The sequence below is a fragment of the Sphaerospermopsis sp. LEGE 00249 genome, assembly GCF_014299995.1.
GTDB lineage: Bacteria > Cyanobacteriota > Cyanobacteriia > Cyanobacteriales > Nostocaceae > Sphaerospermopsis > Sphaerospermopsis kisseleviana.
In genome coordinates this window covers 1-14,319 of record NZ_JACJUZ010000029.1, presented here as the reverse complement: position 1 = coordinate 14,319, position 14,319 = coordinate 1, and the positions used below count along the sequence as shown (strand labels likewise).

Annotated in this window: 13 protein-coding genes; 3 read left to right on the top strand and 10 right to left on the bottom strand. The window is 37.5% G+C overall.

Going from position 1 to position 14,319, the window contains the following annotated elements; all coding sequences use genetic code 11:
* Positions 1 to 65 precede the first annotated feature (65 nt).
* The 3 genes from modB to H5968_RS11845 all read right to left on the bottom strand — a co-directional run bounded on the left by modB (position 66) and on the right by H5968_RS11845 (position 3,766).
* Positions 66 to 1,874 (bottom strand): molybdate ABC transporter permease subunit, encoded by a 1,809-nt coding sequence (gene modB / locus H5968_RS11855; protein WP_187040119.1) that lies wholly within the window; start codon positions 1,872 to 1,874, stop codon positions 66 to 68.
* A 135-nt stretch (positions 1,875 to 2,009) separates the two neighbouring features.
* Positions 2,010 to 2,615, bottom strand: coding sequence for a DUF4276 family protein (locus H5968_RS11850; RefSeq protein ID WP_187040118.1), 606 nt, complete (start codon positions 2,613 to 2,615; stop codon positions 2,010 to 2,012).
* Positions 2,612 to 3,766, bottom strand: coding sequence for an AAA family ATPase (locus tag H5968_RS11845; RefSeq protein ID WP_187040117.1), 1,155 nt, complete (start codon positions 3,764 to 3,766; stop codon positions 2,612 to 2,614). The genes H5968_RS11850 and H5968_RS11845 overlap by 4 nt, the downstream gene beginning before the upstream one ends.
* Positions 3,767 to 3,942: 176 nt before the next feature.
* On the opposite strand from H5968_RS11845, the gene ggt reads away from it, so the two are divergent.
* Positions 3,943 to 5,670 (top strand): gamma-glutamyltransferase, encoded by a 1,728-nt coding sequence (gene ggt, locus H5968_RS11840; RefSeq protein ID WP_187040116.1) that lies wholly within the window; start codon positions 3,943 to 3,945, stop codon positions 5,668 to 5,670.
* A gap of 309 nt (positions 5,671 to 5,979) precedes the next feature.
* On the opposite strand, the gene H5968_RS11835 is transcribed toward ggt, so the two are convergent.
* The 3 genes from H5968_RS11835 to H5968_RS11825 all read right to left on the bottom strand — a co-directional run bounded on the left by H5968_RS11835 (position 5,980) and on the right by H5968_RS11825 (position 8,470).
* Positions 5,980 to 6,237 (bottom strand): hypothetical protein, encoded by a 258-nt coding sequence (locus tag H5968_RS11835; RefSeq protein WP_187040115.1) that lies wholly within the window; start codon positions 6,235 to 6,237, stop codon positions 5,980 to 5,982.
* A 426-nt stretch (positions 6,238 to 6,663) separates the two neighbouring features.
* Positions 6,664 to 8,097: a bifunctional orotidine-5'-phosphate decarboxylase/orotate phosphoribosyltransferase gene (locus H5968_RS11830; protein WP_187040114.1), complete on the bottom strand. Its 1,434-nt coding sequence runs from the start codon at positions 8,095 to 8,097 to the stop codon at positions 6,664 to 6,666.
* A 181-nt stretch (positions 8,098 to 8,278) separates the two neighbouring features.
* Positions 8,279 to 8,470: a hypothetical protein gene (locus H5968_RS11825; protein ID WP_187040113.1), complete on the bottom strand. Its 192-nt coding sequence runs from the start codon at positions 8,468 to 8,470 to the stop codon at positions 8,279 to 8,281.
* A 362-nt stretch (positions 8,471 to 8,832) separates the two neighbouring features.
* On the opposite strand from H5968_RS11825, the gene H5968_RS11820 reads away from it, so the two are divergent.
* The gene (locus H5968_RS11820; protein ID WP_187040112.1) at positions 8,833 to 9,633 is read left to right on the top strand and encodes an Rpn family recombination-promoting nuclease/putative transposase; all 801 of its coding nucleotides are present in this window, start codon (positions 8,833 to 8,835) and stop codon (positions 9,631 to 9,633) included.
* Positions 9,634 to 9,696: 63 nt separating this feature from the next.
* Here H5968_RS11820 and H5968_RS11815 read toward each other — a convergent pair whose 3' ends face one another.
* The 4 genes from H5968_RS11815 to ruvC all read right to left on the bottom strand — a co-directional run bounded on the left by H5968_RS11815 (position 9,697) and on the right by ruvC (position 12,391).
* Positions 9,697 to 10,437, bottom strand: a complete 741-nt coding sequence (locus H5968_RS11815) for a molybdopterin-dependent oxidoreductase (protein WP_187040111.1) — start codon at positions 10,435 to 10,437, stop codon at positions 9,697 to 9,699.
* A gap of 249 nt (positions 10,438 to 10,686) precedes the next feature.
* Positions 10,687 to 11,280, bottom strand: a complete 594-nt coding sequence (locus H5968_RS11810; protein ID WP_187040149.1) for a cytochrome b/b6 domain-containing protein — start codon at positions 11,278 to 11,280, stop codon at positions 10,687 to 10,689.
* A gap of 38 nt (positions 11,281 to 11,318) precedes the next feature.
* Positions 11,319 to 11,738, bottom strand: a complete 420-nt coding sequence (locus tag H5968_RS11805) for an EVE domain-containing protein (RefSeq protein WP_187040110.1) — start codon at positions 11,736 to 11,738, stop codon at positions 11,319 to 11,321.
* A gap of 161 nt (positions 11,739 to 11,899) precedes the next feature.
* Positions 11,900 to 12,391 carry a crossover junction endodeoxyribonuclease RuvC gene (gene ruvC / locus H5968_RS11800; protein WP_096571797.1) on the bottom strand — a complete coding sequence of 164 codons (492 nt, stop codon included), beginning with the start codon at positions 12,389 to 12,391 and terminating at the stop codon, positions 11,900 to 11,902.
* Positions 12,392 to 12,906: 515 nt separating this feature from the next.
* Between ruvC and yvcK the strand changes: the two genes are divergently transcribed.
* Positions 12,907 to 14,280 (top strand): gluconeogenesis factor YvcK family protein, encoded by a 1,374-nt coding sequence (yvcK, locus tag H5968_RS11795; protein ID WP_096571796.1) that lies wholly within the window; start codon positions 12,907 to 12,909, stop codon positions 14,278 to 14,280.
* Positions 14,281 to 14,319: the final 39 nt, after the last annotated feature.

Below are 14,319 nucleotides of genomic sequence, written 5' to 3'. Positions count from 1 at the left end.
ACAGGTGACAGGTGACAGGTGACAGGTGACAGGTGACAGGTGACAGTAAATAGAATGCCTCCTGACTATTCCATTAACATCAACCTTACAGGATCTAAATGTACATACCAAGGAAAAGGTTGATCTTTAATTGTCACCCATTTTTCCTTATAAACTTCTGCTTGTAGATGATAATCATGAACATTTTCCGCTGGAGAATGCAACTTTAAAAATAAAGTCATGCGGTGGGGTGTTTCGCTAGTTCTCACCAACCAACAAGGAAAAGTATTTTCCAGATTTGCATCATTCTTAAACACAATTTGATGGGCGCGAATACCAATATGAGATAAATTTTCAGGAATAGATTCTACAACTTCTAAAGTACAACCCCAATCAATGGCTTCTACTTTTTGGGATGACAAAACAACAGCGCCAGAAAAATTTTTACATCCTGTAATTTTTGCCACATTCATAGTAGCAGGATGTTGGAAAATTTCATATTTAGAACCATGATGTGCTTCTTTTCCGTCTTCTAAAACTAACAAATTAGGACACAACCTATAGGCTTCTTCCATGTTATGAGTAACAAATAAAGTCACACCAGAATAATCAGCTAAAGTTTCTGTCATTTGTTGTTCTAACTGACTGCGTAAATGTGTATCCAGGGCAGAAAATGGCTCATCTAAAAGTAAAGCTTCTGGTTGACTTGCTAACGCTCTCGCTAAAGCTACCCGTTGTTGTTGTCCTCCTGAAAGTTGGTGAGGATAACGATTACCTAAACCCTCTAAGTGCATGGCTATTAATTGCTTTTCTACCTCTAATTTAATATTCCCATTTGATAATTCTTTAGGTAAACCAAAGGCGATATTTTGCGCTACTGTGAGATGAGGGAATAAGGCATAATTTTGAAATAAAAAACCGATTTTGCGTTGACGAACAGGAACATTAATTCCTTTTTCTGAATCAAATAAAACTCTATCATTTAATACGATTCTGCCTTTAGTTGGTGTTTCTATTCCAGCTAAACACCGGAGAATCATACTTTTACCTGCGCCAGAACTTCCTAATAAACCTAAAGGTTGGTTATCCGTATTAAAGGCAATTTTCAGATGAAAACTTGAGAGTTTTTTTTCAATATCTATCAATAAACCAGATGTCAAAGAATTAGGAGGTAAAGAAAAGGATTGATTTTCTGATTTTATTATTTGAATTTCAGCTTTATTAGTGCGTCTAATTTTCTGCTTGCGTTCTTGCCAAAAGTTAGTTAAAATAATTCCTGTTAAGGAAATTGAAACAATAATAATTGCCCAAAACCAAGCTTCATTCATATCCCCAGCTTCCACAGCAAAATATATCGCCATTGGTATATTCTGCGTTTGTCCAGGAATGTTACCAGCTAACATCAAAGTTGCACCAAACTCACCCAAAGCACGGGCAAAAGCTAAAGTTGCACCTGCTAAAATACCAGGAAAAGCTAAAGGTAAACTTACCCGCCAAAATATTGTAAATTCCTTAGCGCCTAAAGTTCTCGCTACTCTTAATAAATTAGTATCAATTTGTGCAAAAGCACCCAAAGCAGTTTTATACATTAATGGGAAAGAAACTACCATTGCAGCGATCGCCGCACCATACCAAGTAAATACAATAGTCACATTAAAAGGTTCTAATAATTTACCAGCAGGACCATTTTTACCAAAAAATAGTAACAACAAAAAACCCACAACCGTAGGCGGTAAAATTAGCGGTGCAACGAATATCCCTTCAATTATAGATTTCCCTTTACCCCGATATCCCAACATCCAGTAAGCAGCACCAAGACCGAAAAAGAAGGTGATAAAAGTCGCTAAAAATGAGGTTTTCAGCGATATCCAGAGGGGTGATAAGTCCTGTGGCATAATTTGTATAGCTCCAACTTAGTTGGTATTATACCAGGAAATAGGGGAAAATTTAAAAGTCCTGCAAGGAAATCAATTTCCGGGCGGATATGGAAGCTAACAGATAAGGCTTAATTAATATCATATTTTCCTAATTCATGGAAGTACATCACCCTTACTTAATTCAATAATAGTATTGATAAATGCCTTTAATTCAGGACATTGATTCACAGAAACCATCAAATCTTGATCTTTCAAAATTCTCGCACCATCACGAATCTTACTATAACTGCGTTGACATTTACCAGTTTCAAATACTTCTTTAATTCTATAAGATGGTGGATTTCCATGATTTACCTTTTCTGGTAAACCTGTTGGTGCTGACTTATTAGATTTTGCCAATTTCTGAATTGTTGACCAATAAGGTAATAACCAAGCTTCAAAGTCATGCTGTGCTACATGGGGATAAAAATTAGCATTATTCCCTACCCATTCTTGCATTTTCGCTTTAGCATCTTCCCCATCTTGAAAATCATTTGTTCCTGTATAAACATCAGTTAAAGCAATTACCGCATTAAAAGCATCTTTACCTATCAATAAATTTTCAACAATTCGTCTTAGTTTATCTCCTTTAGGAATGCGTCCATCATGGGGAATAAACTTGAGTTTGGGCATTTGCTGTAAACGTGATTTGAGAAAATCTAATAAAACTGGCTTAAAAGCTGTTTCTGTTGCACCCTCAACTAAAATCGCTATTTTCATGGACGACCACCTATTAAATTCATCGCCCAAAGTTCATCTAAACTATAATCTTCTAACCAATGTTCTAAATTAAAAGTATCACCCCAAGTCATAGTAGTTAAACCATCTTCTGCATCACAAACTAACACTTCTTCAGGTTTCAAAAATCTAATTAATCTATCGGAATGAGTGGCAACAATTAGCTGAGTTTTTTGTGAAGCTTCTCGCATCACATCAGCAAGTAATCTTAATAATTCTGGGTGTAAACTAACTTCTGGTTCATCGATCAGAGTGACAGCAGTTAAACCAGGACTTAACAACAATGTGATTAACCAAATAAACCGCAAAGTTCCCTCTGACAGTTGGTGCATATAAAGAGGCTTAGAAAAATTTTTATCTTTCCAAGTCATTGTAATAGTTCCTGCTGCTACTGGAGGAAAACCTAATCTTTCAAAATCTGGAAAAGCCGCAGCAAGGGTATCTTCAATAATTTCAAATCGTTCTGGGTCAGTTTCTCGTAAATAGTACAGACAGGAAACTAAATCTTCACCATTAGCACCCGGCAAAGTTGCAGGACGCATTGACTGTGGTAAACGCACAGGACTTTTAGGAGCAACATTCAATGCATCGTAAAATGTGCATGATGCTAATTCTTTACGCAGCGTTTCCGGTGCTTTATACATTTTGGGAACTTGAGCAAGAGATGTTTCTAAGGGATTATGATCCCAATTTGGGCGTAATAATGCTCTGTCTTCCGTATTAAAATATTTTACATCCAATCCACGAGATTCAATATATTGGAATGGCTCTACAGCATGAGGGTTATTTTGTTGAGTTAGTGTTTCTATTGCAATTTCATAAGTGAAACCTTTTAGAGCAACTTCCAGTTGGTAATTAAGTGGTGCATACCCTGGTACACTCATGGACAAAGAAATGGTTATACTATTAGCTCTATCACGAGTAACAATATCAGGTAGTCCACCTAATTCTGAAATTTTATTTGCTAATTGAGCATTTGCTGATGCTGCTAAAAGTGAAAAAATTTCTAATAAAGAAGTTTTACCTGCACCATTAGCACCAATCATGACTGTAAGAGGACGATCTCGCATATCTAGTTGTACATTAAATAAGCGACGGTATCCTTCAATAGTTATACGTTCAAATGAGTTCATAATTTAACTCTTGCCAATAACCATAAATCAATATTATTTTAGCATTTGACTGATTTTTATTCTTTTTCAATGTAATAATTACATCATACTTAAAACATCTCTGTTCAAAATAATGCTGAATTTTTAATAAATCTTTATAAATTTATGTTTTTGTCACTACTTAACCCATCATAAAAATGCCCACCATAACCAAAACCCAAAACCTCATCATCTCTTTCATCTCCCTGACTGCTATCCTCACCACCCAAGCAGTATCAGCTACCATCAACGTACCTGTAAAAAGCAAAACTGCAATGGTGACATCCGCCAACCCCTTAGCAAGTGAAGTTGGACTTTCAATATTAAAAAAAGGCGGAAATGCGGTAGATGCAGCAGTAGCGACAACCTTTGCAATTTCTGTAGTTGAACCATTTTCCGCAGGTATTGGTGGCGGTGGTTTTTTACTATTTCATTCTCAAAAAACCGGAGAAATTAAAGCTTTAGATTTTCGGGAACGCGCACCCATCAAAGCAACAAAAAATATGTATTTAGATGCTGATGGTAAAGTAATTCCCGGTGCAAGTACCAACGGTTATTTAGCAGTAGCAACTCCCGGAACTGTAGCGGGTATGTATGAAGTACATCGTCGTTATGGCAAGTTACCTTGGCAAGAAGTTGTTAAACCATCAATTGCACTGGCTAAAAATGGTTTTATTATCAGTAATAGAGTTTCTTGGCTTTCTCTCTCCCGTTTTCAAGACCGTAAACCTAAAATTCTCAACAACCCAGCAGCCAGTAAAATCTTCAGTCGCAACGGTGAATATTATCAACCAGGGGAAAGATTAATTCAAAGTGATTTAGCAAAAACTTTAACAGAAATTTCTGAAAATCCTCAAAGTTTTTACACTGGAAAAATTGCCAAACTTATCGTTGATGATATGGCAAAAAATGGCGGTTTAATTACTCTGGAAGATTTAAAACAATATCAACCAATTTGGCACGATCCTGTTTGTGGCAACTTCCGAAAAGCAAGAGTTTGTTCTATGCCACCTCCATCATCAGGTGGTGTACATTTATTACAAATGTTAAATATTATTGGTGACACAGACTTAAAATCATTAGGATGGAATCACCCAGACGCGATCCATTTAATGGTAGAAAGTATGAAAATTGCCTATAGTGATCGCGCCAAATATTTAGGCGATCCTGATTTTGTGCAAGTCCCCGTTTCTGAACTAATTAGCAAAAATTACGCCCAAAAACGTCGCCAACAAATTAACATGAATAAAGCGACACCATCAACAGAAATAAAACCTGGACTGAAAACAACAAAAATTCCTGAAAAAACAGAAACCAGCCATTTAAACGTAGTTGACGCAGAGAGAAACGCCGTCAGTTTAACCTTCACCATTAACTTAGGTTTTGGTGCAGGAATAGTCACACCAGGAACAGGAATAGTGTTAAATAATGAAATGGATGATTTTGCAGCTGCACCAGGAGTACCAAACGCCTTTGGGTTAGTTGGTAACGAAGCTAACAGCATCGCCCCCCGGAAAACACCCCTTTCTAGTATGACACCCACCATCGTCACCGAAAACAACCGCTTGCGTTTAGTTGTGGGTTCTCCTGGGGGTAGCACCATCATCACCCAAGTATTGCAAATAATACTCAACGTTTTGGAATACAAAATGGATGTAGGTGCAGTCGTATCCGTGCCACGCATACATCACCAGTGGCTACCCGATGAGTTACGAGTGGAAACATGGGGTTTAGATGCGTTAACCTTGCAAGACTTACGTCGTCGGGGACACAAAATCAAAGAAACTGCACCTTGGGGTAATGCAAATGCAATTTCTGTAACAGAAAATGATACCTTAGAAGCAGCCGCAGATCCCCGTGGAGAAGGTGCAGCTAAAGGTTATTAACAATAGACATCTCCAGAAAAGAAATTATGGAACTTATTTATGGGGGCAGGGCGAAGCATTTGGGATATCTAGATGTCTGATTTTTCCGTTAAATTATCGCCCAAATGCTTCGCCCCTACAACTTATGACAAATTAATACATTCTATTGTGGAGATGTCTAATTAATAATTCATAATTGATAATTCATAATTGCGTTTTTATATTTTAGTTTTTGGCATAACTAAATTTGGCTATAAAAACGCCGCATTTTTGATGGAATTTCTACCCATCTTTTAATTATGAATTATCAATTAGTAATTACTAATTATGTTAATTATTGACTATTGACTTTGCCAAATCATTACTAAACTCATTTGCCCGTGCGCTAGGAATTAAACTCCAGCCCGCTTTCAGCAGTTTTTGATAAGTTGCCCAACCCTTAGAACCACCGGGTATTTGATAATCAGGAACAGAAAATTGAGGAAACGCCGTATAAGGCCGCCAAGGTTGACCAGGAGAAGTCTGCAAATGTAAGATTTTTTCACCATCATCACCAGACTTAGATAACCAGCACATTTGTCGTTGCATGGTAAACTCCTTTGCGTTTAGCTTATGTTGCATTAAGACAGGATTGTGTTAATACCTGCCTCATTTTTGTGAGAGAAATTATGAGTCTAAAAGGTTAGACTAGAGGAATTTGATATTATTAAACTCAGGTAAATTTCTGAAGAAGATAGACTCCTATATGCGGTTTTCCGCGATATGAGAAGACAAACACAGAACAAAAAGGTTGTTCTCAAAATGTTTTCTTCCAGTACAAGATTTTTTTAATGTTAACCATCGTTTTTTTGATTGTATGTATCAATCACTACTATTTTTCCAAAAATCTTCAAAAATAATCTATAAGTTCTTCTTTTCACAGATATAAGGATATAGCTAGGGAGTAGAGAATAAGATCCCCAACTTTTATGGAATATGATCACTCCTGACTCCTGACTCCTGACTCCTTACCAACTAACTTTCCCTAAAAGCTAACAATTGTTCATCATTTATTCTGCCTACTTCGTGTAGAGTAGTCACAATTTCCGAAATAGTTAAAACCGAATGACCACAATAACCATTTGCTTTTAACCTATCTTTTACACCCTTTTCATGATCAATAAAAACCACAATATCATTAACCTTTAATCCCACAGATTGAATCTTTTCTGCTCCTTCCATCACACTTTTGCCACTGATGAGAATATCATCAACCACTGCAACCGTTTCGCCAGGATGGAAGTTACCTTCAATTACTCTGCGCGTACCATGTGCTTTCACTTCTTTACGGGGAAAAATCATCGGACAATCCAACCTTAAAGATAAACCAGTTGCAGTAGGTAAAGAACCATAAGGAATACCAGCCAACCTATCAAAAGTTAGATTTTTTAAAATCTCCTCATAAGCACTAAGCACCTGATTAAAAACTTGGGGATTAGAAATTATTTTCCGTAAATCAATGTAATAAGGAAAAGTCGCCCCTGAAGCTTGCACAAATTCCCCAAACATAATACAACCAATATCAAAAAGTTGTAAAATCAAATCTTGATGAGGATGTTTATCTTGCACATCAACATCAGAAAACCAAACTTCACAACTAGAAGCATCATGGATAAATTCACCTCTAAATTCATTAATCTCTCTGCGTAAAAATTGAATTTCTTCAGATAGATTTGCACTTCCTAACATATCTTGAGAAACAGGTATTAACAAACCATCACCGTTAGCATTTAAACCTGCTGCCAAAATTTGTTTAATATTACCTTCCCCAGCCCAAATACTCCGTGCCATAATAATTCTTTCGGGAGCAAGAGAACGAATAGATTTTAAAACTTCTGCATTTGTAGTTCCTACTTCTAAACCTAATTGTTCAGGAGTTCCCCAGGTTTTGGATTCCTGAACAACTTGCAAATAAAGAGGAGAATTATTATTAGGATATTGCTGTAAATTTGCTGCACCTGGGTTAGAAGTACAACATAAAATAAATACAAATTTATCAGGATAAACTAAAAAAGGTGCAACATGATCCTGACCAGTATAGGGACTAAGAGTAACCGCGTCTACCTGCCATTCTGTAAATATTGAATGGGCGAAAACACTGCTAGTGTTTAAATCACTATGTTTAGCATCTAAAATAATAGGAATGTGACTAGGAATAGATTTTAAAGTTCTCATTAATAACTCTAAACCCGGCACACCCAAAACCTGATAAAAACCCAAAGTTGGTTTATAAGCACAAACAAAATCAGCCGTTTCCGCAATCATAAATTGCAACCAATTTTCCAAACCCGTGATCAAATCAGATGATTGATAACGAACTGGAATCATCTCAGGATTTGGATCAAGTCCCACAAATAGTAAACTTTGATTTTGGGAGATTGCTGTATTTAACTTGTCGAAAAAGTTCATGTTAAAGTTTTTAGGGGTTTATTTCTTTATTTTATCTGATTATCAATCCAGTTTTACCCAACTAGAACACCGATTCATTAATCGTAAGGGCGAAGCATTCGGACAGAATATGAACTGGTTTCAGCGATAGGTTATCACCCGAATGCTTCGCCCCTACAAGGTAAAAACAGATTGCCTAGCATTACTGAATCAACGTTCTAGATAAGTGGAAAATAATAAATGCAGCTATTGTTGTGCCTTTGGCATCAGTATATTTTCTTAGATACAATGGCATTTGACAATTTGGACACTGAAAATTTCCGTAGTATTCTGGATAATCTACTTCAGACGCTTTAACCATTCTTCCAGTAGCAATATGTTGAGCTTCTTTCATATTCAGGTCTTTAAATGAAATTGTATTATAGTAGTATAGCATCTGTAGGTTAGATTGACACAAAGAAACCCAAGATTACCTAATCAAGATGACATAGAATTAGGTTGTCACACAGGGGAAACGCATCTTATCAATAAGGACAATTTAATCTCAATAATGACCTAAAAATTCGCATTAACGTCTACTTATTGACAATAATTTAAACCATCACGATGACTCTGAAAAAATCAATCAAACGATAAATAAGGATTCCTTCGTTTATACATAAAAATGGTGTTTTGTCAATAAAATTTAGATGCGTTTCCCCTGGGTTGTCAAAGTAAATAGGAAAAATATCGCTAATCGAATTGTTTTAAATTCTCATGTATGACAACATCTGCAAATTCTTAGCCGAAAACTTCAAAGACGACTTAGCAACATGGTTACTAGGTTCACCAGTTAAATTAACAGAACTTAGCCCCACAGAATTATCAAACGAACCAATTCGCGCTGATTCATTAATTTTATTACAATCAGATGAATTAGTTCTACATATCGAATTTCAAACCGACACAGATAAAGATATACCTTTTCGGATGTTAGATTATCGAATTAAGGGACATCGTCGGTTTCCTCATAAAAAAATGCGTCAAATAGTCATCTATTTGCGAAAAACAGGGTCAGAATTAGTCTATGAAAACAATTTCAAATTAGAAAACACCTACCATCAATTTGAGGTTATCCGCTTATGGGAACAACCGACAGAGCAATTTTTGACAGTTCCCGGTTTATTCCCCTTCGCGGCGCTGAGTCAGACAAATGATCCTACAATGGTATTAACACAAGTAGCACAAGCAGTAGAAAGAATCACAGAACAAAGGTTACAAAGAAATATAGCTGCTGCTAGTAGCGTTTTAGCTGGTCTAGTGTTAAACAAAGATGTAATTAGGAAAATATTCAGGAGTGAGATTATGCGCGAATCAGTCATTTATCAAGAAATCCTAGAAGAAGGTAAAGCCGAAGGTAAAGCCGAAGGTAAAGCCGAAGGTAAAACGGAAACAACCAGAAAGTTAGCTTTAAACTTGTTAAGAATGGGAATAATGAGTTTAGAACAAATTGCTGAAGTCACAGAATTATCTGTTGAGGAAGTGCAAACTTTACAACAAGAAATTCAAAAATCTTAAATTTTTACAGGGTGTAAAGGATTATCTTTTACACCTAATAATCTTTCTCAACTTAATATGTGTTCACAACCCCGCAAACCATTCATAACCCTGATCTTCCCAATAACCTTTAAAAGCTGATAACTGGCTAGTTAAAGTAATTCTCGTTACCCATTTACTTTGTTTATAACCTAATTTAATAGGAGAAGATAAACGTAAAGGCGCACCATTTTCCACAGGCAACTTTTCCCCATTTTTTTGATATGCTAACAAAGTTTGGGGATGAGTAGCAGAAGCTAAATCCCAACTTTCATAATAACCATCTGCTGATTTAAAATAAGCATACTTCACATTTTCTTGGGGTTGAGCTAAAGCGATTAAATCACGTAAACGAATACCTCCCCATTGTACAATTGCTGCCCAACCTTCAACACAAACATGACGAATAATCATAGAAGTTAAAGGTAAATTTTGAATTTCTGCCATACTTAAACTCAGGGGATTATTTACTTCACCATCAATAATTAACCGGAATTTATCAACATCAATAATTGGTATACCCCGGAAACTATTAATGATTAAAGCTGCTGGTTGAATTTCACTAGCTGCAAATTCTGGTACAAGTTTCTGGGGTTGAAATATTAATTCTTCAACTTTTTGATTTAAGGGTTCTGAAAGTTTACCTACCAAGTCTTCTAATGCTGGTGTACCACAACCACTAAGTAAACCACCTATGCTGGAAATTCCAGATATTTGTAAAAACTTACGGCGGTTAAATCGAGGTTTCACTATATGAATTAGGTGTTTTTTATGAGTATGATTCATGATTTAATAACTTCCCCTAATTAAAAAACTATCTGTGTTCATCGGGAGTATCCCAAATGTGTAAATTTATGTTGAACTAACGAAATAAAACGCTCCAAGGTTCTGATATGATTGAACCGCAAAGGGCGCAAAGGACACAAAGGTAAGAGATTTTAAGAGATTTTTTAATGTTGCTAGGGTGATTTTTTCAAAATTGGGATGCTCCCGTGTTTATCTGCGTTTATCTGCGTTAAATTATTAATTCCAAAATTACCAAAACATAGACTCAATTAATTTATCACCTCCCGCTTTCTGTCCTAATCGCCAATGAATAATTACAAATATTACCACCAATGGCACAGAAGCAAAATGTACGATTCTTAATGCTTGCCAATCTCCAAACATATCAACTATCCAGGGAAATTGGGCAGGTTTATACATTCCGATTCCTGTTAATATTGCTAACAACAATACAGGAATAATAGATGTGTAAATAATCCGATGCCAAGCATAAGTTAAACGCTTAGGATTTTGCGTTTTTTGTAATGCTTTGATGTCATTACTGCCGACAAATCTATGTTGCCAACGTCGGGTAATTAAAATGTAAATTCCATAAAATAAAAGATTGAGTGAAAAAAGCCACATAGCTGCAAAATGCCAGTGTCTACCTCCTGCTAACCAAGCACCTAATGTGAAGATAGGGGGAATATGTAAACCTGCACGGCCACCAAAAACGGGGTTAGCATTATAAATTTGCAATCCACTGGTAATCATTAAAAACAAGCTCATGATATTAATAGAGTGGAAGATTTTAGCGGCTAGTGTTTGGGTGGGTAATTTTGGGTTTTTCACTTGATAATTCATACCAATATTCTGACTCCTGACTCCTGACTCCTGAATTATTAAATTAATTCTTGCACTCTTAACCATTCTTCGGAAGTGACTTTAAAATTAGTGGAGTTAGGAGCGCGAATTACCAGCAGATTTTTAAGTATGGGATCTTGCTGTAAACTTGTTTTTAACAAAGGACGTTCTATGAGTTTATTTGTGAAGCGAACTATTGCTTGTTGTTTACCTAAAGCACGGGTAGAATCAGACCAATATTTTTTATCTGGTATTTCGGTGATAAATTTGGCAGATTCAGTTATTTCTGCTATGGCATAAATTCCCGCTTGTGTACCAGATACCCAAATGATCACACCATCACCGATAGCGATATCTTTAGCGTAGCGAGTCACTAACCAGGGCATTTGCTCAAAGTCTTTTATAGCTTCTATAACTTTGTAATATTTAGGGTTTCCTTGAAATAGCCAGTAATTCATGTGGTTTTATCTATGGTTATTACTATTTATCAATCACTGTAAATTTTATCGCTATTGATATCATCTTCAGCTAATTACTGAAAAGAATTTTTTTCCTTCCCCTGTTCCCTGTTCCCTATTCCCTGTCCTAACAGATATGCTAATTAATTAAACGGAAATGATTACAACTGAAACGCAGCAGTCAAAGCCACCGCCAAAGCATCTGCTGCATCATCAGGCTTAGGCATTTCCTCTAAATCTAACTCCCGCATCACCGCTTCCTGGACTTCTTCCTTATCTGCTTTACCATAATTTGTTAACGCTTGCTTAATTTGCGGAGGGGCAAACTCTACATAAGGAAGTTTGCGCTGCCCCAAAACCAACATTAATACACCCCTAGCCTGTGCCACTAAAATAGTGTTGGCCATACGATAGAAGAATAATTTTTCAATTGCCACTAAATCCGGTTGCAAATCGTCCATTAGGGTGTTTAAATCATCAAATAAAGTAGCTAGTCGCTGACTCATTTCCATATCTGAAGACGTGCGAATTACACCAAAATCTAGCATCTTTACAGAAAAGTCTTGTACTTTACCTTGAGTTTGCTGTAACGTAATTGCACCAAATCCCACAATAGCTAAACCTGGATCTAATCCTAAAATTCGTTTTTCCATAAAATTTTGGCTAATTTTCTCTAAATTTCCATCAAATTAACTATGATTCTCGATTTGTAACACCCGACTCCTACTATACTTAATCTGCACTTTCCGGTTAGCGATCGCCAATCATGAAGAAATAAGCACTTTCAGAAGTCAGGAGTCAGGAGTCAGGAGTCAGGAGTCAGGAGGCAGGAGTCAGGAGTCAGGAGTCAGAAGGCAGAAGGCAGAAGGCAGGAGGCAGAAGGCAGGAGGCAGGAGGCAGAAGGCAGAAGGCAGAAGGCAGAAGGCAGAAGGCAGAAGGCAGGAGGTAAATATTTTTCACCAGTCACCAGTCACCAGTCACCAGTCACCAGTCACCAGTCACCAGTCCCCAGTCACCAGTCCCCAGTCACCAGTCCCCAGTCACCAGTCCCCAGTCACCAGTCACCACTCCCCAGTCACCAGTCACCAGTCACCAGTCACCAGTCACCAGTCCCTGTTAGTGTACATTTGCTTTTAAATATTGTTTTTACCACAGTTCCCTATTAGGTATGTCAATCGGTTTTCTTAAACAAGCCCTCAACGCCATACAACTTCAGTCACACAGCCGCACTTCCCACCGCGTTAACCAGTGGTTTAAGTGGTTATCCCCTGGAATATCGGTAAAACGCTGGTTTCTAGTCAGTGTAGGAGGTTTCTTATTGGCAAGTTTGGGGTTAGCTATTTGGATTAAGCTAACCCCAATTTTTTGGACATTGGAATTTCTTAAAGGTTTGTTGGGTTTCCTCACCAACATCTTACCCAACTATGTCAGCGGACCTTTGGTGTTGCTGCTGGGTGTGCTGTTGTTATTGTGGGGACAATCCCGTACTGTAGGTTCAATTACAGAGGTTTTAAGACCTCAAGGTGATGAAGAAGAACTGATAGATGTTCTATTGGCACATCGTCGTTTATACCGGGGTCCAAAAATTGTAGTTATTGGTGGCGGTACTGGACTTTCTACTTTACTCCGGGGCTTAAAAACCTATAGTGCTAATATTACTGCTATTGTCACAGTCGCTGATGATGGTGGTTCTTCTGGCAGGTTGCGGCAGGAATTTGGTGTTTTACCTCCTGGGGATATTCGCAATTGTTTAGCTGCACTAGCAGATGAAGAAAAGTTATTAACCGAATTATTCCAATATCGTTTTCGCGCTGGAGATGGCTTAACAGGTCACAGTTTTGGTAATTTGTTTTTAACTGCCATGACTGATATTACTGGGGACTTAGAAAGGGCTGTTGCTGCTAGTTCCAAGGTGTTAGCGGTGAGGGGACAAGTTTTACCAGCAACTCTTAGTGATGTACGTCTGTGGGCAGAAATGGCAGATGGGCGCAGAATTGAAGGTGAGTCTAGTATTCCCAAAGCCGGCGGAAAAATCATTAAAATTGGCTGTATTCCCGAAAATCCTCCCGCTTTACCCGCAGCAATTAAGGCAATTAAAGATGCTGATTACATTATTATTGGTCCTGGTAGTTTGTATACTAGCTTAATTCCCAATTTATTAGTACCAGAAATAGCCGATGCGATCGCGGCTACAAAAATTCCCCGCATTTATATTTGCAATATTATGACCCAACCGGGAGAAACAGAGGGCTATACCGTTGCTGAACATATCCAAGCCATTGATAAAGCTGCTGGTGACAGAAAACTTTTTGATGCTGTACTCGTACATCGCAAAACCCCATCAGCCCAAGCATTAATCCGTTACGCCCAACAAAATTCCCATCCCGTTTTCCTAGACAGAGAAGCAGTTACTCAGTTAGGACGGCGCTTAGTCCCCGCTAACGTTTTACACGAAGATGAAACTGGTTTTGTCCGCCACGATCCCCGAAAACTAGCGAAGGTGTTATTGAAATGGTACAGTGGAGCGCAACATGGGAAGTAATGGTGACTGGGGACTGGGGACTGGGGACTGGGGACTGGG

What these genes read in the sequence shown, in the direction of transcription:
- modB (WP_187040119.1), bottom strand. Translation starts at nt 1,874, where the DNA reads ATGCCACAGGACTTATCACCCCTCTGGATATCGCTGAAAACCTCATTT.
- H5968_RS11850 (WP_187040118.1), bottom strand. Translation starts at nt 2,615, where the DNA reads ATGAAAATAGCGATTTTAGTTGAGGGTGCAACAGAAACAGCTTTTAAG.
- H5968_RS11845 (WP_187040117.1), bottom strand. Translation starts at nt 3,766, where the DNA reads ATGAACTCATTTGAACGTATAACTATTGAAGGATACCGTCGCTTATTT.
- ggt (WP_187040116.1), top strand. Translation starts at nt 3,943, where the DNA reads ATGCCCACCATAACCAAAACCCAAAACCTCATCATCTCTTTCATCTCC.
- H5968_RS11835 (WP_187040115.1), bottom strand. Translation starts at nt 6,237, where the DNA reads ATGCAACGACAAATGTGCTGGTTATCTAAGTCTGGTGATGATGGTGAA.
- H5968_RS11830 (WP_187040114.1), bottom strand. Translation starts at nt 8,097, where the DNA reads ATGAACTTTTTCGACAAGTTAAATACAGCAATCTCCCAAAATCAAAGT.
- H5968_RS11825 (WP_187040113.1), bottom strand. Translation starts at nt 8,470, where the DNA reads ATGAAAGAAGCTCAACATATTGCTACTGGAAGAATGGTTAAAGCGTCT.
- H5968_RS11820 (WP_187040112.1), top strand. Translation starts at nt 8,833, where the DNA reads ATGTATGACAACATCTGCAAATTCTTAGCCGAAAACTTCAAAGACGAC.
- H5968_RS11815 (WP_187040111.1), bottom strand. Translation starts at nt 10,437, where the DNA reads ATGAATCATACTCATAAAAAACACCTAATTCATATAGTGAAACCTCGA.
- H5968_RS11810 (WP_187040149.1), bottom strand. Translation starts at nt 11,280, where the DNA reads ATGAATTATCAAGTGAAAAACCCAAAATTACCCACCCAAACACTAGCC.
- H5968_RS11805 (WP_187040110.1), bottom strand. Translation starts at nt 11,738, where the DNA reads ATGAATTACTGGCTATTTCAAGGAAACCCTAAATATTACAAAGTTATA.
- ruvC (WP_096571797.1), bottom strand. Translation starts at nt 12,391, where the DNA reads ATGGAAAAACGAATTTTAGGATTAGATCCAGGTTTAGCTATTGTGGGA.
- yvcK (WP_096571796.1), top strand. Translation starts at nt 12,907, where the DNA reads ATGTCAATCGGTTTTCTTAAACAAGCCCTCAACGCCATACAACTTCAG.